We start from the raw sequence: 24,538 nt of genomic DNA, 5'->3' as shown, positions 1-24,538 counted from the left end.
ATAAGCCACTTTTGCAGTTTCGATTTTCGCGAAGGTATGGTTAGCATAACGTCAGCACTTATTGGTTGTAGCCAGTTAAGGAAGTCACGACTTTATACTTCTCGAACTTATGAATCTTGGATAAACCGGCTAGGCGCGCCTTATAAGCCGATTTGAGATCGTCAGATAGCATATTTATGACCGAGCTGCCATCTTGAGCAACCACCAAATCAAAAAATAGAATGACCTTGGTGTTTTCAGGAATGCGCTTGTTGTAACTTAATACCCGACTCAGCGCCTTCGGAGAGACCTCAATAGAGCAGCCATGCTCCATAAACAGATCCGCATCTGCAGGCAGTACCTCTTTAACCTCAGCCTTACTGATGAAACGTGCGGACCCGCTGTCGTAAATAAACGCTGCATTTTGATAAAACTCACAGCCATTATCTAAAAAGAACGCCTCGACCCTATCAAACCTATCAGCGTGTATTTCGATCCACTCCTCACGCTGTTGCGCAGATGCATGTGTAAAGAAGAAAGTAGAGACCATAAGCAGTGCAGGCAGACAACCCCATACTTTTTTCTTATTCATTTCTGAGTTCCTTGTTTTAGGTATCACATGCTGTTTATTAGGATTTTGATCAGCAAATTAGTAATACCAACAACAAACATGAAAATCAAATTTAGGTATGACACATGTAATAGGAGCGTTGTTCAGGTAGTCAACTCGATAAATTGTTCGTCAGAATGGGATTATTAGTAAGCGTTTCGGCTATACCCCACGGGCTTTGTTAAATGGCAACTAAGAGTTATAGGTTATCCTTAAGATCAATTTCTTTTGCGGCGAATACCTTAAGCGCGACAGATTCGAAGTGTTTTCCTACGAGAGTGTTTGAAACCGAACCAACATGCTGGTGCGCCTCCGCCTCTTTAATTTTTATAGATACAGCATGAACGATGTCATTCTAAAATTAAGTTAACTCAGTATTAAAAAATCTAGAGACATCATTAAGTTCGCGGTGGAATACGCTTTGGCATCTTATCTTTGTTTTTTGATTCAATAAGGTTTAATAATCCAGTAAATTGAGGCGAAGTTATTATGCCTGAATTCACCGGCAGGTGAGTGTACCGATAAGTCGTTGTGAACCCCTCAAATATCGCCGACTCAAATGTGCCCTTTGCCTCGGTAGCTTTATCATTAACTAATAGCACTACCCCCTCAAGGAAAGTCAGTTCAGTCCACTGGTTCCCATTTAACTTGAGCTTTACAATTTGCTCACCCAACTTGAATAATTCTGTACGATCTTTTTTGAGTGCCGCTAGATAGACTGCAGATGAAAGATAATAACGTCCACCTAAGCTTGATGCTGCCGAGAATTCATCAATCGCTTCTCCAACTTGATTGTCGATCATGAGTGCTAGACCCAGTAGCCAATGCGCTTTTTGTGAATTCTCATGTTTATGAATCACACCGCGTAACACAGAAATAGCCTCTATATGTTTTCCTTTTTCTAGCAAATACTCACTAAAAAATAGGCTAGACACTAAAAAGCTTGGATCGATATTTAAGGTTTTGCTGAACTGTTCCTCGGCCGCGTAGAAGCGATATGATTGACGATATAACTCGGCAAGAACTGCGTTAGTAAATGGGTTACTAGGATCAAGTTCAACGGACGTAACTGCAAGTTTATCTGCGTTAATAAAGTGACCTAACTGGATCTCTACAAGTGCCGCATAGGCTGGGAGCTCACCCCAGCTCGGTTCAATTTGACGCGCAAGTTCGAATGAGGCAATTGCGTTTTCATATTGTCCGTCCAAATAGTACGCAAGCCCAAGAGCTTTATGGCCCCAAGCCAAGTCTTCATTAATTTGTACGGCTTTTTCAGCATGCTGCTTTCCTAGCTCCAACCAGCTTTTATCCTTTCCATAGTGCCAGTAACCTTGAAGGTAAGCATCGCTCAATCCACTATGGCTTGAAGCATTCTGAGGATCTCTATTTATCGCATTTTGATACAACGAAATCGCCGTATCGTTGTCTTTTCCTGTAAATTTCAAATAGCTCTGAGCCGCCTCATAATTGATAGCTTCAGTTACTTCATTGAGTGGGTTCTGGTTTTCATGGTGTACGAGAAAGAATGAAGTCACTCCTATTGCAAGTATCCCAACGCTAGCCACCAACCGCATAGGTAGGTGAGATACTAAACGTTTGATCGCATCGATTGCTCGAAAATCAAAACTATCATTGTCTGCGCGCTCTAAATGATTAACTTTTCTTACCGCTGCAACACACCGATATCCCAATCCACGTTCGGCTGCAATATACTTGGGAGCAGAATAATTATCCGCCAGCGAGTCTCTCAAGCGAGATACTCTCTTCTTAAGGTTCTCATCAGAAACAACTCGGTCTTTCCAAACAGCTTTTATAAGCTGGTCATGAGGTACGATCTCAGGAGCATGTTCAACAAGCTCCAGCAGTAATCGATAAGACAGTTCCGATAGAGATACATCGTCCCCATTCCTTGTCACCTTCTTGTTAAAGGGATCTAAAATAAGGTCGTTCCCTACCTTAAAGACATCCATCACTAACTTACCCTGAGTTTTATAATTATTTGATTTTAAATGATTTTTGTAGATTAGTCACCATAAGTCACCCAAAAGGACCATTAAAGTCATGTTTCCTTTTTAATACTCAGGTACGTTTTTTAGCGAAACGAAAATCTTATCTTATTTTGAACGACTAAGGATGATTATGTATATAAAATTATTCAGCATTTCTGCCCTACTTTTAATCAGTGCCTTTGTGGATGCAACGGACATCAAGACCTCGAGATTAGATGCTTTTGTTGAGTCCTACGCCGAAAATGGTGAGTTTAATGGCTCGGTTTTAGTTTCTTATCAAGGTGAAGTGTTACTAAGTAAGGGTTACGGCTATGCCAATATGGAGTGGAAAATCCCCAACTCTGTCGATACAAAGTTTAGAATAGCTTCGACAACCAAGTCTTTTACAGCAGCATTGGTTCTAAAATTGGTTGAAGAAGGAAAAATAGATTTAAATCATTCAATCAATGATTACTTACCTAGCTACCGCAATGATACCGGCAGGGAAGTAACTATCCATCAGCTCTTAAATCATACGTCAGGCATTCCAAACGTATTCAGTCAGCCTGACTTTAAAAACATAGAAGCTAATAACCCTTATGGACTCGATGATTTTATTTCGAAGTTTTGTAGCGGCGATCTGCAATTTGAACCCGGTAGTGAGTTCCGATACAGCAATGCCGGCTATTCCATTTTGGGTAAAATAATCGAACAGGTAACTGATTTAAGTTATGAACAAGCTCTGCAAGACTATATTTTCAATCCGCTAAAGATGAGAAACAGCGGAGACTCCTACTCTGGCTATGTTGTTCTAAAAAGTGCACATGGGTATGAGAAAACTTTAGCAGGACTTAAACCGGCAAAGAACATTGATATGACTGTCACCTATGCTGCGGGTTCGATTTACTCAACGGTCGGGGACTTATATCGGTTTAGCGAGGCCTTGTATTCAAATCAGGTATTCAGTGAAGCACTTAAGAAAAGAGCTTTTTCAGCGTCACCTCATCGCAATTATGGTTATGGCTGGTTAATCACTGAACTACCGAAGGATAAGTTTGGTAAAAAACTCACTCAGATACATCATCCAGGTATGATGCCGGGATTCAATGGCGATGTCGTTCGAGTAATTGAAGATGATATTACTATTATTATCCAAAACAACACTGGCGGCGCACCACTTAGCTCTATGACAGAAGGTATTCTTAATATTATTTATGGTCGCCCAGTTATTTTTGCGAAAAAGCGTCTCGAAGATCAACTTTATTCTGAGCTCCGTCAGGATGGAATAGAAGCAGCGATAAAATCATATAGGCTACTGCAAGAATCGAACAAAGGTTTCAGCGAGCGTGGATTAAATTATTTTGGCTATCAACTGATAGAAGTTGGGAAACTAAGTGCTGCAGTAGCTTTCTTTGAACTCAATACACAACAACACCCTGAGTCCTCAAACGCCTTTGACAGTCTCGGCGAAGCCTATCTTGCCAATAAAGAATTTAAGAAAGCTCTAAAAGCATATGAAAAATCACTGTTGTTAGATGAGAACAATAAGAATGCGTCTAAAGCAATCAGTAAGATAAATGGATTACTATGAGACGTCATTGAATGATTGGGAAATACTAAATTTATATTTAGCATCGACCAAGAACAACTATAGTTCTTGGTCCTAGTTGCCCGCTGCTCCAAAGGAAATATCAGCCTGTACAACCAACGTATGCTACTCGCTCAAAGCAGCCCCCAATAATTAACCCGCTCTAAAAAATAGCCTATTAATTCCGTTCAAGTCTTACTCTCCCTAGCAAACTGACATAGCTAATAAGCGCCGCTACGATTAGCCAGAACAATACAATAACCAACCAAACAATCGGCGATGCTTGGCTGACACCAAACTCTCCCCAAGTGAGCTGGCTGGAGTCAAATAACGAGCCAATGCCTAGGTACTGAAGTGGAATATTTGCCCATAGCAATGCCGAAAAAATAAAGGGGAAAATATCGAGTTTAGCTAACAGCATGAGTTTTAAAAATAGCGGCGGCAGATTTAAAACGATACCTATTTTTATTGTTCTAGAGAGAAGCTTTTTCATTAATTTTCCTGAGTGAAAACGATTTAATCGCAAGGAACAATGATTGTCTGTTCCTCGACGCTCTTATAATTCACAACTAAACATTCTAAAGTCCATTTATTGAGCTTTTTAGATGCGTAAAGAGCAACCTTGGCCTCGCCTTTAGGACCCTCAACAGGGTATGCCAAACTTGCGGTTCCATCCGGACCGCTTGTCGTTATACTGCCGATAATAAAACCACTGTCTAATGGGCTGCCTATGCGACTTTGAACTTCTTTGGAATCGCTTACTTGAGCAAACGACACTTTGTAGGCATCGGAATTTTTAAATAAAGCGTTGATTCCGAATACACTAATAACACAGAATACAACTATTATTCCAGTGAAAATGAAACCGGCATTCCTCCATTTTCGTTGGACTTGCTTAAAGTGTTCAGCACTTTGCCATTCTCCGTGGCGCCATGCCCATTCATTACCTTTTAGACCAAGTGCTATGAGCATCACTATATTAACGCCTGGCACAAAAACCCAAAACGCTCTATAAGTGTCATTTCCGATTCCCCAAATCCAATTGAGAAGAAATGCCCCCCAATTCCATCCTCGTATTTCTACAGGCAATTGTGAGTTGTTCACTTGAGAGGATATCTTTTGACCGTTACTGCTTTTTTTATCACTCATATTGATACGCCTAATCCCGTCCCAAAATTCTTAAAATACGCAGGAATAAATTAATAATATCCATATAAAGCGCCGCTGCGCTATCAATCGCGTTATCAACGGTTTTAGGTATCTGGCACGCCCTGCCCCAGTCATATCCTATGTAGCCGCAGAATATCAGTGCCACGATCCAGTCAAGTACTTCGTGGTGCACGCCAAATATAAACACTTCGATAAGCTCTACGACAATCACAAGCAAGAGCGCTACGGTGAGTGCACCGGAAATCTTTTTGAAGAAGGCAGGAAACAACGCGCCTAAGCACATCATACCTATAGTGACCATACCCGTTACTCGGATGGCTTCAGCCACGACGTCGGGATCATATTGACTCACAACAAGGTTAACGATTAAGCCAAAAGGAACAACCACAAAGTTATAGCCAATAAAGCTCACCCATGGTTTGCTTGATTTGTTAAACAAGTAAACGCCATAAAAGCACGATGCAAAGTAACCTAGAAAAAACAGCCACGGGTTAATATTAGAAATCGATTCTGTTTCGATATGGGTCACTATCCACCAGTTTATGATGAAGCCCCAGCATAGCGTTAAACCAATAATTAAATGGTATCTAGCGTCACTGATAATAGGACAGGTCGTGCTTTTTCTATCAAATACATCACTTTCCATTTTGCTTCCTTTAATTCACCGGGAAAATCGAGCAACCGCGTTTGTCGGTAAGTTCCATGCTTCGGCGCCTATGTAGGGGTTTATAACGATGCGTTGAATCATAAATTTTTACATGTCACTATACATATTAACCGATAAATAATAACAGAACTAAGGGGAATTTATGACAGGCGAAAGCGAACAAACAGATCAATACGTGCCTTCGGGATTTGGATGCTATACGTACGCCCTAAAGAATTACGCTAAATTTACGGGCCGAGCACGCCGCCGTGAATATTGGATGTTCATTTTATTTAACTTTGTGATTGGCTTTTTCCTAGGGATAATCGATGGCTTGCTGGGCACTTATAATGCGGAGGCGCAAGTTGGTTTATTGGGTGCATTGTATGGCTTATTTGTATTAATACCCTCAATAGCGCTTGGCGTTCGCCGTTTGCACGACATCGGCAGAACGGGTTGGTGGCTGCTTATTGGTTTTATTCCGTTTATTGGCGCAATCGTCTTATTGGTTTTCTTTGTGTTAGACAGCAGAGAAGAAGGCTCCAAATACGGACCACCTCGCAAATAATGCTGCTCAGCAGTATCACTTGCTTGAGTCACCACTCCGCTAATTGCTGGATATCTTTAATTCTATCCCGCTGTAGCGCCAACGCTTCAAATACATCATCAAAGCTTTGGTTGTGGTGGCTTAAATTGGGGAGTGCCAGGTTGGCTTGGGTAAAAAATTCACTTTTATTTATCTGCCAGCCCTGCTGCCACCACGTCAGAATCAATTCTCGTGCGGTGCTCAATCGTTCGCGACTGGGTAGTCTATCTAGTTTCTCTAAATTGACCTGGGCTTGGCTGGGCAACAGGTTCCAAAGGTCATTATTGGGCCATCGGGCAAAGGGAAACGCATGATCAACAGCATAGCGATTAGGCTTAATCGGTTTACCGGTCCAACAACAATGCACCTTATCCTCTGCTAGCAATGTGTTGATGCGTTGACGCACCCGTGTTGTGGTTCGTGTGTCGTCTTTCCAGTCGAGCGCTACTAAATAATCGCTTCGGTTAAATGCCTTTTGCTTATTCGGCGCATAACTTGCCATGAGCGCCGCCCATTCATTCACCAGCGCAGGTTCAATCCAAACGCTGAAACGCGTTAATGAATCCCAAATGTGCTTGGGCACATAAAAAGTACCCAACGCGCTTAAAAACGGTAAATCTAAGGTAAGGTTTCGCTTTGGCTTTTGCGTGCGATTCAGCTCAACTGCAAAAACCGCATTACCCGAGCCCGGGATGGTGGTGTATTTGGCGGGCATGTTTTTAATCGTTGAAGCAATATCTTTTAAGGCGCGGTACAAGGGCTGTACAATAGCCTCATCGCTATACTGAGCGCCAATCGTAAAATCCCCTGCACTGCGATCGCTGAGCAATTGCCAGCCGTGGGGTTTAACAAAGCCGAGCCCTTTACCGCTATTAGTGCTTTGATGCATACCGTAATGATCGACTAAGGGCTTATACAGTTTTAGCCAATACAATGCCACCAACCCCACGGGGATCGCGATGTGGTCGTCTGTTTGATCTAGCACAGCGCCGGGATGACCTTCGGCAATGCGGAGCAGGCTTCGAAGCAACGCGACTTTATACGTTGATGTTTTATTGTCATTCACAACAATATTGCGGAGTAGCGGAAATGCCCCCGTGCCGTCATCGGGCAGCGTCAGCATGACCGTCTGCCAACTCACATCATCGCGACCTAACTCATCAGATTGTTGCTCGGGGGTCAGTAATTCGAAGGTTAGGCCGTAACGACTCGCCAGTTGCGCCAGCTCATCCGCCGAAACAGGATACATCGTACGTTCGTCGTGACAGGCACCGTGACGTAACGAAATCACCAACTTTCCATTGGGCTTTAATAAGCTACTTAATTTGCGCAGACTGCGCTCGCGGGTCGATGATGGGATATGCATCCACACCGCACTGAGTAGGATCAGGTCAAATTTGGTGTGCAGCGCAAAGACTTTAGTTAAATCGGGCAGGCTGTCGGCTATCCAACGTACGGCACTATTGACGGTATATTGCTGCGCGACTTCGCGGATCCCGTGCGCGGGCTCTACCGCGACGACATTTAAGCCGCGTGCAGCCAAATAGCGCGCATCACGCCCTGAACCCGCCCCAACATCAAGCACCATGCCCTGCTCTGGCAACGCATGTAGCCAGTCTTTATGAACCGACTCAAACGGTACGCGATTATAATTGTCAGCGAGTGACTCAGCATGTTTGGAATAGTATGCGATGTTTTCGGACATGGTTTCTGCGCTTATTATTATTGTTTATTGCGAAGCCATGTCTGTTAACGCCAAGCGATTAGAACGAGCGCTTGGCGGTCAACAAATACGGCGTAAACAATAATAATGCGACAATGCTGACAAATAAACCCGAATGTGAACTTGTTGTTAAACCCGTCAGCAAGCCGTAATACGCCACATCAAATATCAAATAGCTGGCAAAAAGCGTTTTAAACCAGGGGCTATTGCGCCAAGCACCGACAATCAATGCCAACTGTAGTGGTACAAACAGGATGAGTTTCCAACTCCAGGTCGCGATAAATACGCTCGACAAACTACTTGCCTGTTCACGCAGAGGCCCTAACAACGCCTCTTGATAGTTCCGCGCGTATTGTAGGTCGAACATTATCCAGTAGAAAAAGGCAACGGTGTACGCGATATTTAACAATAAATACAGCGAGACCGACTTTTTAGGGGTATTTGCTTTTACAGACTTAGATTGTGGCTCGACCGCTGCGCGCGTTGCGACAACAACCACCGCAACCAGATATAAAACCTCAGTCGCTATGTACAGGCCCCCAGCAAATACACCGGCGTTCTTTTCACGGGCAAATGAATAATAGGTACTTGAGATATCGTCCGTTAGGCCAACGGCGTGCAAAAGACTGCTAAACATGAGTTCGGTGTTATACAAAAAGTCAGAAACCCAATGCATGAGGTACACAACCCAGTCAGCTGCGTAGAGCGTCGCACCAACGCCAACGGCCACAGCCATACCTAACAAAGCAAACATACCAAGCGGCGGAATAAGGCGACCTGAGAGGGTCATGTGCATAGCAATCATATTTTGAATGTCTTTTAAGTTATTGTTTTGGCGAACTATACAGAGATCGGTTAGTTTTAACAAATTGACTTAATACCGCGCGTAACATTGGAGCCATGATGAGCAACCTAGCCAGATCTTTAGAGAGTGATTGTAAAGCGATATCGGGGTGTGATGCGTTAAAACGCATTATCGATCCGCGGGGACGTGATATCGGTGGGTTTGAAGTGAAGCGTATTTTGCCGTCGCGCGGCATGAAGTCAGTGGGACCATGGGTGTTTTTTGACCACATGGGGCCTGCGGACTTTGCCAAGGATGAAGGCATCGACGTGCGCCCTCACCCACATATTGGTTTGGCAACGGTTACTTACTTGTTTGAAGGCGAGTTGCAGCACAAGGATTCACTCGGCACCGATGTCACAGTTAAGCCAGGTGACATTAATTTGATGGTCGCAGGTCATGGCATCGTGCATTCGGAGCGACAATCGCCGGAAGTCAAACAACAGCCCCACCGCGCGCACGGGTTGCAACTATGGCTCGCGCTGCCCGAGGCCGACGAACAATGCGATCCCAGCTTTCACCACTACGACGAAGCCGAACTCCCCTCAGCAAATATCACAGGCGGCAATGCGAAAATATTAATCGGTGAAGCCTATGGCAAGACCTCACCGGTCAAGACGTTCTCAAATACACTCTATATCGAGGTTAATTTAGCGGCGGGTGAAACCTTCGCTTTACCCAAAGCACAAGAGCTTGCGGTCTACGTTGTTAAAGGCTCAGTGCAGGTTAATAAAGCTGAGCTCGCTGAACACCACATGGGTGTATTTGGTGATACGACGGGTGTCGCGATCACGACTCTGGCCGATAGCCACCTTGTACTCGTTGGCGGCGACGCGATTGGCACACGGTATATGTATTGGAACTTTGTGGCGAGTAACAAAGAACTGATTGAAGCAGCCAAAGAACGTTGGCAGCAACAGGCGTTCCCAAAAATCCCCGGCGATGCCGAGGATTTTGTGCCTTTGCCTTGAATCTCACTGCGAACACCTTAAAATTACATACTCCTATGCATAAGAGAATAAATGATGTTTAGTAATTTTAAGCGCTGTTCAATATTGGTGGCGTGAGTGACTCGCGTTATGTGATTGGCGGCACCTTGGGACGCACCGGTCCGTTCTTAGATAGGGTTCAGGTGTTCGACATGGCAGCTGATTAATTTTGATCTTTTTAATGGTTTATCTCGTGTACAAATAATAGACACTTGTAAAAAGATTGAGGTAAACCATGAGCCATACGTTAAAAGTAAAGGATGTTACCGAAGTCACACACAACGTGAGACGGATTCGATTGGAAAAGCCCAGCGATTACGAATTCACACCGGGACAAGCCACCGAGGTCGCGATTGATAAAGAAGGTTGGCGCGATGAAAAGCGCCCGTTTACTTTCACGTCGCTCAATAGCGATCCGTGGCTTGAGTTTGTAATTAAGGTTTATCCCGATCACGACGGTGTTACCGAACAAATTGGTCAACTCCAGCAAGGCGATTCGCTGATTATTGAAGACCCATGGGGTGCCATTGAATACAAAGGCGAAGGCACATTTATCGCAGGTGGCGCAGGTGTTACGCCATTTATAGCGATTTTCCGCGATTTGGCACGCAAAGGTGAAATTGGCAATAACCGACTTATCTTCTCGAACAACAGTGAAAAAGACATTATTTTGAAAGAGGAATTCGAGCAAATACTCGGTGACCAATTCATCAATGTCATCACCCACGAAAAACCAAACGGCAATCACCTGTTTATCGATGGGCACATCGATAAAGCCTTTCTAAACGAGCATATCAACAATTTTAACCAGCACTTTTACGTGTGCGGCCCCGATGCCTTCAACGACGGCATAATGGACGCATTGAAAGAGCTAGGCGCCGACCCCGACGCCTTGGTGTTTGAGAAGTAGCTTGCGCCTTTGGCGCAAGTCCAAAACCCGTAACTTGCCCCTCTGGCCTGTATATTTCGCCCACGACCCGTAACTTGCGCCTTTGGCGCAAGTCCCTAATCAATATAACTCCTCAAATAAATCCACGAAATCTTGTCATTTTTCACCCCCATCCGCATGGGGGTTGAACCGACATCACCATGTTGTAGCGTGTAAATGAGCTCGTCGGCAAAAATGACTCTCGGTTGACCCAACTCACTTATGACCGCTGGTACGGGTTTACACAGATAATTCTGGAATGGTGAATTAATCTCGCAGCTCTCGATAAACAGGCGTTTGATAAAGGTTTTTTGCTTTACCTCTACAAGTTCAATGATAAGACCGTCGTAAACCAGCGTAATAACAGTGTTCTTTACATCACTTTCATGACGATTCTCTTTTTGCCATTCAAACCGCTCTTCAGGCTCCCCCAATCGATTCACAATCTCAGCCTCGGTGCTACCAAAGGTATCGATATACTCGAAAACACCGTAAGGTAACGAGTCAGATTTATATCCAGCTGAAACGTTAACTATCCGATCAGGTATCGTCTTTGGGTAAAGGTGTTCTGTCTTAAGGTACTGCTGAGCAGTTACGCCCGATGCAGCGATAACCGATACGCTTAATAAGGCGCTCATGAGCAATGGTTTCAGTTTGCTATGCATATTATCGTCTCCCTTGATGGCCCTTGTAGCTTGCGCCCTTTTAAAATTCAGTAGCTTGCGCCCTTTTAAAGTTCAGTAGCTTGCGCTTTTTTAAAATTCAGTAGCTTGCGCCTTTGGCGCAAGTTGCAAACAGATATGTCTGAACTGTATTTTTAGAAGGTGTAGCGGAAGCTGAACGAGAAAACATCTGCACTATCAAATTGTTCGTACATCGCTTCTATTGATGCGTTCTTGCCTAACTTGTATGAAGCGCCGGTACCAATGCCTGTTTCCCAGTCATCATTACTGAACGACGCACCACTACCACTGGCTGAAACCTCTAGACGACCATATGAAGGCTGTACGAAAATGCCAAACGAGTCGTTAATATTGTACTGACCGCGCAAGCTTGCGATTACAAAGTTATCAACTTCAACGTCCACGCCATAAGCGGAATCATCGCCAATACCAAAACCAACGCGCAGCTCTGGCATGAAGGTAAAATTGCCACGCTCAAACGTATAACCTAATCCACCATGCAACGCGCCTAAGCTCAAGCTTTCTGACGAGTCAATATCATCTTGGAAACTCGTAAAACCACCTGAAACAGACCAGTCCGCATTGGCACTCATTGAGGCCGTTAACAGCAAACAGCAACCCAATGTTTTAATTAAAGCTTTCATTTTTATTTTCCTACTCCGTTTTGTCTAAACGCCTAGAGTTGACCATTTATTTAAATAAAGTTCATTTTTGTTAGATTGTTTATAACATATTTATATATTTTTTGTCAGTAAGGTAGCTCACGCCTTTGGCCCGTAGCTTGCGCCTTCGGCGCAAGAAAAACGATTTAAAACCTACATCTTCCAGCCCTGAGCCCATTTTTCTTCGTTTTTTAGTTCACGCCAATCAATTGAGTATTCGTTCTTTGAAAGCACTGACTCGATTACGCACGAAATGACGGCGCCTTCCTCATCGTACTCCACTTCTGATACCAGAAAATGCTTCTCGCGATTTATCGGCTTTACGGCGGTCCATTTGCTATTGTGAAGCTTGGCGGGATTAATCTGATTCATGTTGGCTCCGTGATAATTCAGTTGTCTTGCGCCAAAGGCGCGACCGACTAAAAATTAATATTTAACACCACATCTAAGCTTTATTTTTGTTAACACTTTAATATATGTATCGTCTCTAATAAGATACATAGGTTTTGTACTTGTGCCAAAGGCGCAAGCTACACTCTTGATAAGGTCAATCACGCTCATGATGACTTTCTAAAAACACGGAGACAATTAATGAATAAATCGCTTTTGGCATTAGCTATGCTAACCGTATCGGGTACGGCTATGGCTCAATCACCACAATGGAATAAAATCGAGGTTTCATACCTAGATGCAACGGTTGATGTCGGCGCGAGTGAACCGTCATTCGACGGGCTGGGATTAAGTGGAAGTGCTGTTATTACCGATAACTGGATAGTGTTTACGGATTACAAAACAATTGATGCAGAGGCTAATGGCGCGAATGCTGATTTAGAGTTCTTATCGGCGGGCGCTGGCGCATTTAAACGTGTAACGGATACCACCGACATCTACACGACCATCTCTGTTGAACGCTTAGATATATCTGGCTCGGCTGCGGCTTTATCTGTATCTGACGATGATATAGGTTACGGCATTGGTATCGGTGTGCGTTCTATGCTAATTCCTTTATTAGAAGTCGGCGCTAAGATTGATTATGTTGATATTGATGATACCGACGTATTCCGTGCTCAAGCGAATGCGTTCTATCACTTTACTAAAAATCTATCTGCTGGCATTGGGTATGAAACTTATCGCCCAAGCGATGTTGATTTAGACATCGATACCGTGAGCGTGTCTTTCCGATATACATTTTAACCAGCAAACTAAAAACGGTATGGCGTTTTTGCTTGCGTCAAAGGCGCAAGCTACGCGTTTTGGGAATGGATGGTGGGAATAATGAATAAAAATACTCTTATACCTGTTGGGCTTGGCGTGCTTATCATGGTATCAACCAGCTATGCACAGACTGAACCCGAGAAAAATGTTAAAGCTTATAGCTGTGATGACTGCAACTATAGCGAAGCGGAAAACTTGGTCAAAGAGAAAGTCCCACCATCTGTGGAGTGTCATTCTAAACCCAGTAGCTCAGATAACTCGACTGATACTCGGGTTTGCTATAGTACGCCGGTCTACGCCGCTGTATTGAACGAGTCGAGTGGTAAAGTCTGGGGCATTAAGCTAAGCCATAGCCATCAGGGTGAACGACCCGAACTTATGGAGCTACAGACCTCACCCTATGAGCACCCTCAATTTGTCAATGATGCGATTCGTAGCGGATATGAATATACCGACAGCCTGATAGCTCACACGGAACAAATCGCCAACAACATAAGTCGAACCTTCGAGACATCAAAGGAATTTAACGATTGGATCGACGGCAAAGCGGAACCTGAGACCAACGAAATAGCCGATTCAAATCAATTAGATGATACTTTATGTGCCCACGACAATTCGCAATACCAAGTTGTAAAGGCGCTAACTAGCGGTGAATTTGAAAGCAACCTACAAGCAACCGTAAACGAGCAATTTGCTAACTTCTCTGGAACATCGCAGGACTTCTTTAATGACCTCGACTTTTCCAGCCTTAGCTCGCGTTTGGCAGAACTGGACTACAATTTCACACTGAGTTCCAGTGATAAAAATAATACAAAAAACGTCAGCTTTGAATTTTCAGGCAGCAAAGATTTTCCGAGCAAGAACCCACCGTCGAAGTTAACTTATACGCTAATACCCAAGCAGTCTCACATCGACGTCTCTTTGAATCCGAGTCTCACACATATTGGTGGATACTATTGGTCGGTGTTAGCTAAACCAGAAGTCAACAAAGCCGAGTTGCCACCCTGTACGCAAGTCGCACTAAAGGACCACCATTTAATGAATTAATGTCTGCGTGAAACGGGGTTGTTATGATTTGCCTTGCGCCAAAGGCGCAAGCTACGCGTGTATGCGTGCTATCACGAAATATAAAAGTATGGGGACTATTACTTGAGGTGTGTTCTTGCGCTGAAAGCGCAAGCTACACGATTTGGAATTGGTGCCCGGGGCCGGACTTGAACCGGCACGCTGTTACCAGCGAGGGATTTTAAATCCCTTGTGTCTACCAATTCCACCACCCGGGCACTAAACGTAAACCAAGTCATGGAGGCGGGTCCCGGAGTCGAACCGAGATCCACGGATTTGCAATCCGCTGCATAGCCATTCTGCCAACCCGCCGATGGTTTGGAGCGGGAAACGAGACTCGAACTCGCGACCCCAACCTTGGCAAGGTTGTGCTCTACCAACTGAGCTATTCCCGCATCGCCATCTGCCGTCGCATTCTACTGTTTAAATGAAATACGTCAACGACTTTTTGTGATTTTTGTGACTGTTTGGCTATTTTTAGCGCAAACCTATCAATTTCTAGTCAATTGTGACCCTGCAGCGCGTAAATATTCCCACATCGACCATAATGTAAGAACAAATGCAGTAAAGAACAAAACGATTGAAATCCAGAATGTCCAGATATTTGCGTCCCACAAAAGACCGATTAACGCGACCATTTGTGCAATGGTTTTTAATTTGCCTAAATTAGATACCGCTACTTTATCTCGGTTGCCTCGTTGCGCCATCCATTCACGTAGTGCACTCACAATGAGCTCGCGACAGATCATGGTTAATGCCGGTACAGTGATATACCACGCGTTGTAATCTTCAACCAGTACGACTAATGCTGCGATAACCATTGCTTTATCGGCAACGGGATCGAGAAATGCACCAAACTCAGTAAACTGATTAAACTTACGAGCAATCCAGCCATCGAGCGCATCGGTAATTGCGGCGAGCCAAAAAATAAACGCCGACCAAAAACGAGCATCTTCAAACGGTAAATAAAACACAATCAAAAATACCGGGATTAATAAAATCCTAAAACTCGTCAAAATATTTGGGATATTCCACTTCATTATCCGCAATCCTTTTTTTAGCTCAGTGGCACGGTCGCCCTGCTCTCGCTATCGAAATGAGTAATATATTTTTTCAGCCAGTGCACGACTAATACCCGGGACATTGGCTAGTTGGTCAATACTAGCGTTTTTTACCTCTTGTAATCCACCAAGATTTTTTAAAATCTTTTGCCGACGCTTAGCGCCAATGCCCTCGATCTCTTCTAAACTCGACGTTCGCTTGACTTTATTACGCTTCTGGCGGTGCCCTGTTATGGCGAATCGGTGCGACTCATCGCGTATATGCTGGATTAAATGCAATGCGCTGGCATCCTTATTCAAAGGAATCGTTTCGTGGCTTCCTGCCATGATCAATGTCTCTAATCCGGGCTTACGCGACTCCCCTTTTGCGACACCTATCAGCATAGGCGCGTCTTTACCCCAATCGGCAAAGTAGTTCTCGGCTTGCGCCAGTTGTCCTTTACCACCGTCGATAAACAGAATATCAGGAATATTGCCGTTTTCTTTGGCGTTGTCATAACGCTTAGCCAGTGCCTTCGCCATGGCGGCGTAATCATCGCCGGGCGTGATACCGGTAATATTATAGCGCCTATAATCCGATTTCTTGGGTCCGTTTTGGTCAAACACCACGCAGGATGCGACCGTTTGCTGACCCATAGTATGACTGATATCAAAACATTCCATGCGCTGAATAGGGATCCCGAGTTCAAGCACTTGCTGAAGCGCCGAGGTTCGACGATTCATGGTGCTTTGTTGATTCAGTTTACCTTCCAACGCATTAACGGCATTTTTCTTAGCGAGCTGCTGATATTGCTTGCGCTCTCCGCGCACGTTGTGAAGTAAACGCACTTTACGGCCGACGGCTTCGCCGAGTACCTCACCTAGCACAGGATCGTGTTTGATCTCATCGGGTAGCACAATTTCGGCAGGAGTTTTACGCCCAGAGCTTTGATTTAGGTAGAACTGCAATAAGAAGGCTTGAAGGACTTCTTCATCCGATGTATCCGCCGGTACTTTAGGAAAATAACTGCGGCTACCTTGTAAGTGATTATCACGGATAAACAGCATTTGTACGGTGGTTACACCATTACCGCGTGCAAAGCCGATAACGTCAAGCTCTTCTTGCGCACCGGTCACTGAGTTACGTTCTTGGGTACGTCTTAACATGGCAATTTGATCGCGGTAGCGTGCCGCGCGCTCAAAGTCGAGCGACTCACTGGCGTTTTCCATGCGCGTTACAAGCTGATCAATGACCTGTTGGTTCTTGCCGTTGAGAAACTGCCGTGCCAGTTGCACTTGCTCATCGTACTCCTCATCTGTGCAGACGTTCACGCAAGGCGCTAAGCACCTTTTCAGCTGATACTGTAAACACGGACGGCTGCGGGCTCGGTAATAGGCATCCTCACACTGACGAATAGGAAACAACTTTTGCATGAGTCGCAGACTCTCGCGCACCGCGGCTCCGTTAGGAAACGGACCAAAATACTCACCCTTTTGGCGCCGCGCACCGCGATGAAAACCTAATCGCGGATGCGTATGATCGGTCATAATAATGTATGGATAGGACTTATCGTCGCGCAGTAAGACGTTGTAACGCGGGCGATATTTTTTGATATAGGTATTCTCGAGAATAAGCGCTTCGGCTTCGGTATTGGTGACCGTGACATCCATGTCGGCAATTTGCTTAACTAAGACTTGAGTCTTTACGCGATCGACTTTCTCGCGGAAGTAGCTCGACACGCGTTTTCTCAAGTCTTTGGCTTTGCCGACATAGATGACATCGCCTGACTCATCATACATGCGATAAACGCCAGGCTGATGAGTCAGGTGTCTCAGAAAGTTTTCTGCATCAAATTGGTTGCTCATACACCTTCAAATTCTAATAGTTCAACGAGTCCCGCTCGTAATGCTAGATGGGACAATTGTACATCACTATTAATATTAAGCTTTGCAAAAATTCGATACCTAAATGTATTGATCGTTTTACTGCTGATGCACAAATGCTCCGCGATTTCACTTACGCGCACGCCACGACCGATCATTTGCATGACTTGAAGTTCTCGGTCACTCAGTTGCTCAACAATATTACGTCGTTTATCGCCATACGGGTTTTTGGCTAAGTATTCGGCAATCGGTGCCGCCACAAATACGGAGCCCTGACGCAAAGACGATATCGCGGTAACCAATTCTTGGCTACTGCCCGACTCGAGCAAGTAGCCATCGACTTCTTGCACGCCGCATTGAAAATCTAACACGTCTTGATAGCATTTCCCCCACACAATGAGCTTGATGTCTTCGTGGCGGCGTTTTAGTCGACGCCAATTTTCTACTGTCGCATCACCTGCTAAGGAGCAGCCCAACACCACGATTGAATTGGGGTGTTCATTTACCGCTAAGCGCAACTGGGGCATGGATTCGACCGTTTCGACTTCATCAGAAAAGTTTTGTTCGACTACGGTGCGCATCCCTGCGCTAACAATAGGGTTGTTGATTGCTAAAATAATTTTCGCCATTTTTGCATAATTCCTCTCAACAATTGATTGAACATAGGTTTTGCTGATTAAAGCGAGATTAAATTTGAGCAAAAATGGCGATTTATCAAGTTAAAAATCGAACATTTTGTTAACTAAACTCAGTCGATTTTCTGTGAAGTCTCGATTTGAAGTTAAATCCGTTTCTGATCGAGTAATTGCCACAAATAGCAGGCTAGATAGGATCTATAAGGTGTCGCTCGATCGGGAATAATGATGACGTCGCGTTCTTTCAACAACGCAATAGCTTTTCGTAGTGAACTATCCTGAATAGGAAAAAGATCCTCATGAGCAAAATGAAACATCGCCAAGATCGATGCCGACCAAGGACCCACGCCTTTTATCTGCTGAACTTCGCGTAAGAGATCATCACAATCCAATAGCGGCCACTGCTGCATTTTTTCGCGCGATTGTTGCCAATAAGCTTCAATAGCCCCCACCGCTACCGCCTTATTACGACTTAACCCACATTCTAGTAAGTCATCGTAACTTAATTGTGCAATTCGCACGCCCTGCTCAGCCGCGCGTGCTTCGACCCGTGAAATAATGGTTTTTGATGCCTGTAAGCTCAACATTTGCCGCATCACAATACGCGGCAATGCCTCGATCGGTGCCATGTCTGAGGGGGTTAACGGTTCAACATGGTCCTGCTCAAGCAGGACCAGTTCAAAACCTGGCTGGGTTGATAACAGGTGTTGCTTGACGTCGCTTGCTTTTTCACTCATGCAAACACCGTAAAGGTTTGTCGGCTAATCGCAAACAATTCGCCCTGCTCGTCCCATAATCCGGCACGGCTATGCCCGTAGCCATCGGCGGCATATTCAATCGTCGCCAAGTAACGCCACCATGCGGTGGTTTGCTTTTCTGACAACCGCTTATCAGGAAACTCAATGGTCCAAGTGAGCGATGAAGCCGGTGCGGGCTTTTTCAAACGCGGCAGTACGGCCGGTGGCCACGCATCCACTAAACCTAGAACAGCCGCAATAGTCATTTCGTGCTGTTCGTTTCTAAACCGTACCCAACCGCCGAATTCTCGTTCGACTTGACCGCTAAACGGCATACCGCCGCGCAAAATACGATAGTCGAAATGTTTAGCAAACTCAGGCGTTACGGGCGAATCGGGAATACCCATACCATGTTCGGGAGCAGCAAACTCAGGCGCAGGCTCTTGGTCTTCAAACACCTGCGACTGGCGTGCTTTACCTAAGCTTGCCAGTGCAAATAAGGTCACTTCGCCATTTTGAATAATTTGCGCACTGACCTGCACAACCGAGGATCCCTGACGTAATATATTCAGCGATAAATCCGCACTCCCGGGCGCCGTTGGCGCTACAAAAGACACGTTAAATGCGCGCATGTGATAAGCCGCATCAAACTGCTTAAGAATAAAATCAGCGGCAATACCGGCGCTAAACCCACCAAAAAATGCACGCCCTTGCGCCCACCCTTCAGGTAACTCAATACTTTGTTGATGTTTATCTTTTACAATCTGCGCTAACGTTTCAAAAAACATACAAACCTCTTTAGGTTAACTACTCAGCAAGCCCAGCACGACCAGTGCTAAGAAAGCGGCTGCTATTAAAAAGACATAAATAAAAGAGCAAATGAAAAACTTAAAGAGCGTCATGGGCCATGACTGCTGATAAAACAGTTTCTGGGTAAATAGCAGGTACGCCACCATCCACATCAGTAGAATGTTCTCTGCATAACTGGCGAGCTCATCAATCCATGGATAGTCGAATTGTGTACTCAACCAAGCCGCACTGGAATCCGTGATTGTCAGCATCATAAACGACAACAACAAAAAGGCATGGGTATGCAATGCAACAGCCAAGTGCTCAATGTAATAATGCTTACTGAAGGGGTAACACAGTTTAAGCAATAGTGCCCAGAACGGGAGCATGAGCAACATCGCTTGAGGCGCATTCCCCACTAGCCGCTCAATAAATGCGTCAGGATTCTGTTGCATTAACTTAAGCTTTTGCTCAAGCAACTTTTCATCCTCGGCATCTAATAACGGAAACTCTTTTAAATCGAGATTGAGCGTTGCCGGCTCTTCATCCGGTGGTGTTATATCCGCAGTGGGTTCTTTCTGTGTCGCCAGAACTGCGTCGGCTTTATCAATCTGCTGTTGAATTTCGGCTTGTTGCTCAGGCGATAGGTCTTGATTGACTTGTGGCGTAAAATCGACCAACGCACGCATTACCATGAACGAAATCAACGACATGAAGAAATACATACGTAACGGGGGCACGTATGAGGCATGTCGTCCTCGGACAAATTCAAGTGACAAGAAGCCTGGACGCATAAATAAGCCGCTGAGCGTTCGGTAAAACCGAGAGTCCCAATGACCCAATTCGCCCATTAAGTCGCCGACAACGGCAAATATACTGCGTAAGTAGCGTTTATCCTGCTGACCACAACGATGACAATACTCACCTTGAAGGGGGGTATCACAGTTTTTGCATAAAATGTGGGTCGCGGGTGGTTGGCTCGCTTCCATGAGGCGCACTCCATCTCTTATTATTGCCTCAGTATATTCAGCAACGCAGGTGAAGTACAATAGTAGGCTAAAACGAAAAAAGCCCGCTCAATGAGCGGGCTTTTCGAAATTTGGCGGAGAGGGAGGGATTCGAACCCCCGGTGGGTGTGAACCCACGCCTGATTTCAAGTCAGGTGCATTCAACCGAGCTCTGCCACCTCTCCGTTGTCCTTGGGGCTTTCCCCTGAAGACGAGGCGAATATTAAAGACCTTCGCGGCGCTTGTAAAGTAAAAATTTAAATAAAGTCGTCAAATGTGGTTCGTTTGGCGATGATTTAATCAAAGCGATCACTTTTCGAGCTAACTCACGGTGATAAACCGAATTTCCTACCTAAGAAACTACTTTAAAGGTAGTATCAGTACCCATATACTAAGGGTATACAAGCATCATTTATAAAGAAACTTTTTAAAAAATTTTGAGTCTTAAAAACTAGCGTTAATCAACGGAGAAAACTATGAACGATCGTAGTCAGATGTATGTCGGTCAGCAGCAGGTTGCCGGCTCAGTGAATAAGGTGTTACGTAACACCTATGCACTGCTTGCCATGACACTTGCTTTTAGTGCTGTGACGGCAACAATTAGTACCATGATGAATTTGCCTTATCCAGGCTTTTTCATCACCTTGATTCTTTATGTTGGTTTGCTGTTTGGTATTCATAAAACCAAAGACAGCGCCATGGGCATCGTTTTGACCTTCGCCCTTACCGGGTTCTTGGGTTATACCTTAGGTCCACTACTTAATATGGCGTTGCAAATGCCAGGTGGTGGCGAGATGGTTGCAACCGCTTTAGGTGGCACCGCATTGACGTTCTTTGCGACATCAGGTTATGTACTGAGTACTAAGAAGGACATGTCTAAGCTCGGCGGTTTAATTACTGCGGGTATCATCATGGTGGTTGTAGCGATGCTCGCTAACTTCTTCTTCCAGATGCCTGCGTTGCAATTAGCACTATCGGCTATCATGATCCCATTGATGGCGATGTTGATTATGTATCAAACCAGTGAAATTATTCACGGCGGCGAGCGTAACTACATCTTAGCCACGGTGACTTTGTATGTTTCGCTTTATAACTTGTTCGTTAACTTGCTAACATTATTGATGGCATTTAACGGCGACGATTAAACACACAATAGCGTGTTTAATTGAGCCCCGCCTTTTGCGGGGCTTTTTTTTACCAATAGACTCATTGAGCATCATGAACCTGACACTCATTATCAAAGCAGGTATGCACGCCGATGCACGACATCGCGCGGCGCTGCGCTTTGCAGAACAAGCAATTAACGATGGCTATACGTTGACGGGCGTTTTCTTCTACGCCGATGCGGTGAGCCTTGCCAGTGCCGCTGCGGCCAACAACCCGTACAGCCAAAGCTGGTGTGGGCTGGCAGGACAGCATCACTTCGACTTGGTGGTCTGTCATACGGCTGCAGAACGTCAGGGTATTGAGCAATTTAACCCCGCCTTTGAACCTGCGGGACTCACTCAGTTGGTAAGTTGGATGAATACGGCGGATAAAGTGGTGACCTTATCATGAGTAAGAACTATGCCATTGTTCAATTAAGCCCTGAACTTGAATGCGCCCGTTCAGCGCTCGATTTAGTCTTATCGCTCGCCAGCTTAGATCAGTCAGTACAACTCATCATGCTGGATAATGCTTGGATGTCGTTACAGTCTGAGCTTCATAAACGCTACGGTATGTTAGAACTACTCGATGCCGAACCTATCTTGATAGCTAGCGATTTTGAGCCCCAACTGGACAACGATGATATTGAATTCGAGTGGACAGCCAAACGCGATTTAAACGCCTTACTGCTTAATTTTGCGGAGGTGATCACATGCAACTGAATTTCACTCATTGGCTTCAAACGCGCCCCCTCATGAGTTGGCTTGAGCAACAGCACGCATTGCTCACTGAGCATACCGCGATCCTCCTGACCGCTGATTCTGCAAAGGACTTACCCGCGACGTGTCCCCAGGCTTTGCAATTGTGTAAAATAGTCATCCCAGCGCATGAGATGACTATAGCACCGGTCGATTGGGTCGAGGTGATTAGCGATGCTCAATGGGTGGAGCTTATAACGCATACGCAACATTGGATTTGGTAGTATGATTGAATTTAACGGTAAGCAGTACGAAACCGACAAACACAACTATTTAGCTCACCTTGACGATTGGAGCGAGCCGCTCGCTCTGCATTTTGCTGAGCTTGAGAATATCGAGATGACGCCTGCTCATTGGGAAGTGGTGCATTTTGTGCAGGATTTTTATCGCGAATATGACACCAGCCCAGCCATGCGTGTGCTGGTAAAAGCGATGAAGAAGAAACTCGGCGAAGAAAAAGCAAACAGCCGATATCTCTACCGACTGTTTCCTAAAGGGCCTGCTAAGCAGGCAACACGCATTGCGGGCTTACCAAAACCCGCGAAGTGTATTTAACCGATTACGCCTCAATGCGCTCGATACCACCCATGTACGGGCGCAATACTTCTGGAATCACAATTGAGCCATCGGCTTGTTGATAGTTCTCGAGTAATGCCACCAATGTACGCCCTACTGCCAGACCTGAGCCATTTAACGTGTGCAATAACTCGGGTTTCTTCGCGCCTTTACGACGGAAACGTGCTTGCATACGACGCGCTTGGAAATCACCCATGTTTGAACATGAGCTAATCTCACGATAGGTATTTTGCGCAGGTAACCAGACTTCAAGGTCGTATGTTTTAGTTGCACCAAAGCCCATGTCACCAGTACACAACAACACTTTGCGATACGCTAAGCCAAGCTTTTGTAAGATGGTTTCAGCGTGCTGGGTGAGCTGCTCAAGCGCATCCATTGACTGCTCTGGGTGCGCGAGCCAAACCAATTCTACTTTATCAAACTGATGCTGACGAATCAGACCGCGCGTATCACGACCGTGTGAACCGGCTTCACTGCGGAAGCATGGTGTATGCGCGGTTAATTTTACTGGCAATTCAGCTTCATCGAAAATCTCATCACGCGCTAAATTAGTGAGTGGCACTTCAGCGGTCGGAATCAGTGACAGTGGGATCTGCTCTTCTGTCTCACCCTGAATATGGAAGAGGTCTTTACCAAATTTAGGTAACTGCCCCGTGCCATAAAGGCTGTCATGATTTACTAAATAAGGTACATAGGTTTCAGCGTAACCATGGGCTTCTGTATGCGTATCCAACATGAACTGGGTCAATGCACGATGCAGACGCGCAATCTTGCCACGCATCACGACAAAGCGCGCGCCGGTTAATTTAGCTGCGGCTTCAAAATCCATACCTTTTGCCAAGGCTTCAGCCAATTCAACATGATCTTTGGGTTCAAAATCCAGTTGCGGAGGCTCGCCCCACACGCTGATTTCTTGATTTTCCGATTCATCTTTACCCTCAGGCACGCCCTCAGCTGGCAAATTCGGCACACCCATAATCAACGCGCCGAGTTTGTCTTGTACTTCACGCAGCTCTTCTTTTGCTGCATCAAGCTGTGAACCTAAATCACTCACCGCGTCTAATAACGGCTGGATATCCTCACCCGCCTGCTTTGCCTTACCAATCGCTTTCGAGCGACTGTTACGCTCAGCCTGCAACTGCTCTGTTTTTACTTGGATCGATTTACGCTGTTCTTCGAGTGCTTGGATCTCATCGATGTTCAGCTCAAAGCCGCGTGTTTTTAAACGCTCAGCGGTTTGTTGCAGTTCCTCGCGGAAATATTTTGCATCTAGCATGGATATCCTACTTC

General features: G+C 45.2%; 28 protein-coding genes and 4 tRNA genes. 11 read left to right on the top strand and 21 right to left on the bottom strand.

The window, feature by feature from the left end; all coding sequences use genetic code 11:
* Window positions 1–58: 58 nt before the first annotated feature.
* The gene (locus AWU56_RS04480; RefSeq protein WP_286681873.1) at window positions 59–571 is read right to left on the bottom strand and encodes a hypothetical protein; all 513 of its coding nucleotides are present in this window, start codon (window positions 569–571) and stop codon (window positions 59–61) included.
* A 416-nt stretch (window positions 572–987) separates the two neighbouring features.
* Complete coding sequence (locus tag AWU56_RS04475) at window positions 988–2,559, bottom strand: winged helix-turn-helix domain-containing protein (RefSeq protein WP_286681872.1); 1,572 nt, start codon at window positions 2,557–2,559, stop codon at window positions 988–990.
* A gap of 169 nt (window positions 2,560–2,728) precedes the next feature.
* Here AWU56_RS04475 and AWU56_RS04470 point away from each other — a divergent pair, with 169 nt between their 5' ends.
* Complete coding sequence (locus AWU56_RS04470) at window positions 2,729–4,168, top strand: serine hydrolase (RefSeq protein ID WP_286681871.1); 1,440 nt, start codon at window positions 2,729–2,731, stop codon at window positions 4,166–4,168.
* A 175-nt stretch (window positions 4,169–4,343) separates the two neighbouring features.
* Here AWU56_RS04470 and AWU56_RS04465 read toward each other — a convergent pair whose 3' ends face one another.
* The 3 genes from AWU56_RS04465 to AWU56_RS04455 are packed head-to-tail and all read right to left on the bottom strand — an operon-like array spanning window position 4,344 to window position 5,981.
* The gene (locus AWU56_RS04465) at window positions 4,344–4,658 is read right to left on the bottom strand and encodes a hypothetical protein (protein ID WP_286681870.1); all 315 of its coding nucleotides are present in this window, start codon (window positions 4,656–4,658) and stop codon (window positions 4,344–4,346) included.
* 23 nt (window positions 4,659–4,681) lie between these two features.
* Window positions 4,682–5,314, bottom strand: a complete 633-nt coding sequence (locus tag AWU56_RS04460; RefSeq protein WP_286681869.1) for a cytochrome c oxidase assembly factor Coa1 family protein — start codon at window positions 5,312–5,314, stop codon at window positions 4,682–4,684.
* Window positions 5,315–5,324: 10 nt separating this feature from the next.
* The gene (locus tag AWU56_RS04455) at window positions 5,325–5,981 is read right to left on the bottom strand and encodes a Bax inhibitor-1 family protein (RefSeq protein WP_272977819.1); all 657 of its coding nucleotides are present in this window, start codon (window positions 5,979–5,981) and stop codon (window positions 5,325–5,327) included.
* Between the two features lie 163 nt (window positions 5,982–6,144).
* On the opposite strand from AWU56_RS04455, the gene AWU56_RS04450 reads away from it, so the two are divergent.
* Complete coding sequence (locus tag AWU56_RS04450; RefSeq protein WP_272977820.1) at window positions 6,145–6,549, top strand: DUF805 domain-containing protein; 405 nt, start codon at window positions 6,145–6,147, stop codon at window positions 6,547–6,549.
* Window positions 6,550–6,577: 28 nt separating this feature from the next.
* Here AWU56_RS04450 and AWU56_RS04445 read toward each other — a convergent pair whose 3' ends face one another.
* Window positions 6,578–8,272 carry a class I SAM-dependent methyltransferase gene (locus AWU56_RS04445; RefSeq protein WP_286681868.1) on the bottom strand — a complete coding sequence of 565 codons (1,695 nt, stop codon included), beginning with the start codon at window positions 8,270–8,272 and terminating at the stop codon, window positions 6,578–6,580.
* A 58-nt stretch (window positions 8,273–8,330) separates the two neighbouring features.
* A complete protein-coding gene (locus tag AWU56_RS04440) occupies window positions 8,331–9,095 on the bottom strand; it encodes a hypothetical protein (RefSeq protein WP_286681867.1) in 765 nt (254 codons plus the stop codon).
* A 95-nt stretch (window positions 9,096–9,190) separates the two neighbouring features.
* Between AWU56_RS04440 and AWU56_RS04435 the strand changes: the two genes are divergently transcribed.
* Together AWU56_RS04435 and AWU56_RS04430 are read left to right on the top strand one after the other, a co-directional pair.
* A complete protein-coding gene (locus AWU56_RS04435) occupies window positions 9,191–10,105 on the top strand; it encodes a pirin family protein (RefSeq protein WP_353681479.1) in 915 nt (304 codons plus the stop codon).
* A gap of 253 nt (window positions 10,106–10,358) precedes the next feature.
* Window positions 10,359–11,033, top strand: a complete 675-nt coding sequence (locus AWU56_RS04430) for an FAD-binding oxidoreductase (RefSeq protein ID WP_286681866.1) — start codon at window positions 10,359–10,361, stop codon at window positions 11,031–11,033.
* A gap of 95 nt (window positions 11,034–11,128) precedes the next feature.
* On the opposite strand, the gene AWU56_RS04425 is transcribed toward AWU56_RS04430, so the two are convergent.
* The 3 genes from AWU56_RS04425 to AWU56_RS04415 form a co-directional block, all read right to left on the bottom strand.
* On the bottom strand, window positions 11,129–11,716 hold the full coding sequence (locus AWU56_RS04425; protein WP_286681865.1) for a hypothetical protein: 588 nt from the start codon (window positions 11,714–11,716) through the stop codon (window positions 11,129–11,131).
* 152 nt (window positions 11,717–11,868) lie between these two features.
* A complete protein-coding gene (locus AWU56_RS04420) occupies window positions 11,869–12,378 on the bottom strand; it encodes an outer membrane beta-barrel protein (protein WP_272977825.1) in 510 nt (169 codons plus the stop codon).
* Between the two features lie 171 nt (window positions 12,379–12,549).
* A complete protein-coding gene (locus tag AWU56_RS04415; protein ID WP_272977826.1) occupies window positions 12,550–12,768 on the bottom strand; it encodes a TIGR02450 family Trp-rich protein in 219 nt (72 codons plus the stop codon).
* Window positions 12,769–12,987: 219 nt separating this feature from the next.
* Here AWU56_RS04415 and AWU56_RS04410 point away from each other — a divergent pair, with 219 nt between their 5' ends.
* Both AWU56_RS04410 and AWU56_RS04405 read left to right on the top strand, forming a co-directional pair.
* Window positions 12,988–13,590 (top strand): outer membrane beta-barrel protein, encoded by a 603-nt coding sequence (locus tag AWU56_RS04410; protein ID WP_286681864.1) that lies wholly within the window; start codon window positions 12,988–12,990, stop codon window positions 13,588–13,590.
* Between the two features lie 81 nt (window positions 13,591–13,671).
* Window positions 13,672–14,658, top strand: a complete 987-nt coding sequence (locus AWU56_RS04405; protein ID WP_286681863.1) for a hypothetical protein — start codon at window positions 13,672–13,674, stop codon at window positions 14,656–14,658.
* A gap of 149 nt (window positions 14,659–14,807) precedes the next feature.
* On the opposite strand, the gene AWU56_RS04400 is transcribed toward AWU56_RS04405, so the two are convergent.
* From AWU56_RS04400 to AWU56_RS04355, 10 genes are all read right to left on the bottom strand, one after another.
* A tRNA-Leu gene (locus tag AWU56_RS04400) sits at window positions 14,808–14,894 on the bottom strand.
* A 20-nt stretch (window positions 14,895–14,914) separates the two neighbouring features.
* A tRNA-Cys gene (locus AWU56_RS04395) sits at window positions 14,915–14,988 on the bottom strand.
* Between the two features lie 7 nt (window positions 14,989–14,995).
* Window positions 14,996–15,071: transfer RNA gene (locus AWU56_RS04390), tRNA-Gly, on the bottom strand.
* A 96-nt stretch (window positions 15,072–15,167) separates the two neighbouring features.
* Window positions 15,168–15,716, bottom strand: coding sequence for a CDP-diacylglycerol--glycerol-3-phosphate 3-phosphatidyltransferase (pgsA, locus tag AWU56_RS04385; protein ID WP_286681862.1), 549 nt, complete (start codon window positions 15,714–15,716; stop codon window positions 15,168–15,170).
* A 48-nt stretch (window positions 15,717–15,764) separates the two neighbouring features.
* The gene (uvrC, locus tag AWU56_RS04380; RefSeq protein ID WP_286681861.1) at window positions 15,765–17,582 is read right to left on the bottom strand and encodes an excinuclease ABC subunit UvrC; all 1,818 of its coding nucleotides are present in this window, start codon (window positions 17,580–17,582) and stop codon (window positions 15,765–15,767) included.
* Window positions 17,579–18,229 carry a LuxR C-terminal-related transcriptional regulator gene (locus tag AWU56_RS04375; RefSeq protein ID WP_006955936.1) on the bottom strand — a complete coding sequence of 217 codons (651 nt, stop codon included), beginning with the start codon at window positions 18,227–18,229 and terminating at the stop codon, window positions 17,579–17,581. Before AWU56_RS04375 ends, uvrC begins: the two co-directional genes overlap by 4 nt.
* A gap of 152 nt (window positions 18,230–18,381) precedes the next feature.
* Window positions 18,382–18,972 (bottom strand): DNA glycosylase family protein, encoded by a 591-nt coding sequence (locus AWU56_RS04370; protein ID WP_286681860.1) that lies wholly within the window; start codon window positions 18,970–18,972, stop codon window positions 18,382–18,384.
* On the bottom strand, window positions 18,969–19,760 hold the full coding sequence (locus AWU56_RS04365; protein ID WP_286681859.1) for an acyl-CoA thioesterase: 792 nt from the start codon (window positions 19,758–19,760) through the stop codon (window positions 18,969–18,971). The genes AWU56_RS04370 and AWU56_RS04365 overlap by 4 nt, the downstream gene beginning before the upstream one ends.
* Window positions 19,761–19,775: 15 nt before the next feature.
* Complete coding sequence (locus AWU56_RS04360; RefSeq protein WP_006955939.1) at window positions 19,776–20,750, bottom strand: DUF3667 domain-containing protein; 975 nt, start codon at window positions 20,748–20,750, stop codon at window positions 19,776–19,778.
* 111 nt (window positions 20,751–20,861) lie between these two features.
* Window positions 20,862–20,953, bottom strand: a tRNA-Ser gene (locus tag AWU56_RS04355).
* A 291-nt stretch (window positions 20,954–21,244) separates the two neighbouring features.
* On the opposite strand from AWU56_RS04355, the gene AWU56_RS04350 reads away from it, so the two are divergent.
* From AWU56_RS04350 to AWU56_RS04330, 5 genes are all read left to right on the top strand, one after another.
* Window positions 21,245–21,913 carry a Bax inhibitor-1/YccA family protein gene (locus AWU56_RS04350; RefSeq protein WP_006955940.1) on the top strand — a complete coding sequence of 223 codons (669 nt, stop codon included), beginning with the start codon at window positions 21,245–21,247 and terminating at the stop codon, window positions 21,911–21,913.
* Window positions 21,914–21,986: 73 nt separating this feature from the next.
* Complete coding sequence (locus AWU56_RS04345; RefSeq protein WP_286681858.1) at window positions 21,987–22,325, top strand: DsrE/DsrF/TusD sulfur relay family protein; 339 nt, start codon at window positions 21,987–21,989, stop codon at window positions 22,323–22,325.
* The gene (locus AWU56_RS04340) at window positions 22,322–22,636 is read left to right on the top strand and encodes a hypothetical protein (RefSeq protein WP_286681857.1); all 315 of its coding nucleotides are present in this window, start codon (window positions 22,322–22,324) and stop codon (window positions 22,634–22,636) included. Before AWU56_RS04345 ends, AWU56_RS04340 begins: the two co-directional genes overlap by 4 nt.
* Window positions 22,627–22,896: a hypothetical protein gene (locus AWU56_RS04335; RefSeq protein ID WP_286681856.1), complete on the top strand. Its 270-nt coding sequence runs from the start codon at window positions 22,627–22,629 to the stop codon at window positions 22,894–22,896. The genes AWU56_RS04340 and AWU56_RS04335 overlap by 10 nt, the downstream gene beginning before the upstream one ends.
* A gap of 1 nt (window position 22,897) precedes the next feature.
* Window positions 22,898–23,227: a TusE/DsrC/DsvC family sulfur relay protein gene (locus tag AWU56_RS04330; RefSeq protein ID WP_006955944.1), complete on the top strand. Its 330-nt coding sequence runs from the start codon at window positions 22,898–22,900 to the stop codon at window positions 23,225–23,227.
* 4 nt (window positions 23,228–23,231) lie between these two features.
* Here AWU56_RS04330 and serS read toward each other — a convergent pair whose 3' ends face one another.
* Window positions 23,232–24,524: a serine--tRNA ligase gene (gene serS / locus AWU56_RS04325; protein ID WP_006955945.1), complete on the bottom strand. Its 1,293-nt coding sequence runs from the start codon at window positions 24,522–24,524 to the stop codon at window positions 23,232–23,234.
* Window positions 24,525–24,538: the final 14 nt, after the last annotated feature.

The sequence above is a fragment of the Idiomarina sp. T82-3 genome (genome assembly GCF_001577655.1).
Lineage (GTDB): Bacteria > Pseudomonadota > Gammaproteobacteria > Enterobacterales > Alteromonadaceae > Idiomarina > Idiomarina baltica.
This window is presented reverse-complemented; position numbering and strand designations above follow the sequence as displayed.

Excerpts from the sequence above, each read along its gene's own strand:
- AWU56_RS04480 (WP_286681873.1), bottom strand. The coding sequence starts at position 571 with ATGAATAAGAAAAAAGTATGGGGTTGTCTGCCTGCACTGCTTATGGTC.
- AWU56_RS04475 (WP_286681872.1), bottom strand. The coding sequence starts at position 2,559 with ATGGATGTCTTTAAGGTAGGGAACGACCTTATTTTAGATCCCTTTAAC.
- AWU56_RS04470 (WP_286681871.1), top strand. The coding sequence starts at position 2,729 with ATGTATATAAAATTATTCAGCATTTCTGCCCTACTTTTAATCAGTGCC.
- AWU56_RS04465 (WP_286681870.1), bottom strand. The coding sequence starts at position 4,658 with ATGAAAAAGCTTCTCTCTAGAACAATAAAAATAGGTATCGTTTTAAAT.
- AWU56_RS04460 (WP_286681869.1), bottom strand. The coding sequence starts at position 5,314 with ATGAGTGATAAAAAAAGCAGTAACGGTCAAAAGATATCCTCTCAAGTG.
- AWU56_RS04455 (WP_272977819.1), bottom strand. The coding sequence starts at position 5,981 with ATGGAAAGTGATGTATTTGATAGAAAAAGCACGACCTGTCCTATTATC.
- AWU56_RS04450 (WP_272977820.1), top strand. The coding sequence starts at position 6,145 with ATGACAGGCGAAAGCGAACAAACAGATCAATACGTGCCTTCGGGATTT.
- AWU56_RS04445 (WP_286681868.1), bottom strand. The coding sequence starts at position 8,272 with ATGTCCGAAAACATCGCATACTATTCCAAACATGCTGAGTCACTCGCT.
- AWU56_RS04440 (WP_286681867.1), bottom strand. The coding sequence starts at position 9,095 with ATGATTGCTATGCACATGACCCTCTCAGGTCGCCTTATTCCGCCGCTT.
- AWU56_RS04435 (WP_353681479.1), top strand. The coding sequence starts at position 9,191 with ATGATGAGCAACCTAGCCAGATCTTTAGAGAGTGATTGTAAAGCGATA.
- AWU56_RS04430 (WP_286681866.1), top strand. The coding sequence starts at position 10,359 with ATGAGCCATACGTTAAAAGTAAAGGATGTTACCGAAGTCACACACAAC.
- AWU56_RS04425 (WP_286681865.1), bottom strand. The coding sequence starts at position 11,716 with ATGCATAGCAAACTGAAACCATTGCTCATGAGCGCCTTATTAAGCGTA.
- AWU56_RS04420 (WP_272977825.1), bottom strand. The coding sequence starts at position 12,378 with ATGAAAGCTTTAATTAAAACATTGGGTTGCTGTTTGCTGTTAACGGCC.
- AWU56_RS04415 (WP_272977826.1), bottom strand. The coding sequence starts at position 12,768 with ATGAATCAGATTAATCCCGCCAAGCTTCACAATAGCAAATGGACCGCC.
- AWU56_RS04410 (WP_286681864.1), top strand. The coding sequence starts at position 12,988 with ATGAATAAATCGCTTTTGGCATTAGCTATGCTAACCGTATCGGGTACG.
- AWU56_RS04405 (WP_286681863.1), top strand. The coding sequence starts at position 13,672 with ATGAATAAAAATACTCTTATACCTGTTGGGCTTGGCGTGCTTATCATG.
- pgsA (WP_286681862.1), bottom strand. The coding sequence starts at position 15,716 with ATGAAGTGGAATATCCCAAATATTTTGACGAGTTTTAGGATTTTATTA.
- uvrC (WP_286681861.1), bottom strand. The coding sequence starts at position 17,582 with ATGAGCAACCAATTTGATGCAGAAAACTTTCTGAGACACCTGACTCAT.
- AWU56_RS04375 (WP_006955936.1), bottom strand. The coding sequence starts at position 18,229 with ATGGCGAAAATTATTTTAGCAATCAACAACCCTATTGTTAGCGCAGGG.
- AWU56_RS04370 (WP_286681860.1), bottom strand. The coding sequence starts at position 18,972 with ATGAGTGAAAAAGCAAGCGACGTCAAGCAACACCTGTTATCAACCCAG.
- AWU56_RS04365 (WP_286681859.1), bottom strand. The coding sequence starts at position 19,760 with ATGTTTTTTGAAACGTTAGCGCAGATTGTAAAAGATAAACATCAACAA.
- AWU56_RS04360 (WP_006955939.1), bottom strand. The coding sequence starts at position 20,750 with ATGGAAGCGAGCCAACCACCCGCGACCCACATTTTATGCAAAAACTGT.
- AWU56_RS04350 (WP_006955940.1), top strand. The coding sequence starts at position 21,245 with ATGAACGATCGTAGTCAGATGTATGTCGGTCAGCAGCAGGTTGCCGGC.
- AWU56_RS04345 (WP_286681858.1), top strand. The coding sequence starts at position 21,987 with ATGAACCTGACACTCATTATCAAAGCAGGTATGCACGCCGATGCACGA.
- AWU56_RS04340 (WP_286681857.1), top strand. The coding sequence starts at position 22,322 with ATGAGTAAGAACTATGCCATTGTTCAATTAAGCCCTGAACTTGAATGC.
- AWU56_RS04335 (WP_286681856.1), top strand. The coding sequence starts at position 22,627 with ATGCAACTGAATTTCACTCATTGGCTTCAAACGCGCCCCCTCATGAGT.
- AWU56_RS04330 (WP_006955944.1), top strand. The coding sequence starts at position 22,898 with ATGATTGAATTTAACGGTAAGCAGTACGAAACCGACAAACACAACTAT.
- serS (WP_006955945.1), bottom strand. The coding sequence starts at position 24,524 with ATGCTAGATGCAAAATATTTCCGCGAGGAACTGCAACAAACCGCTGAG.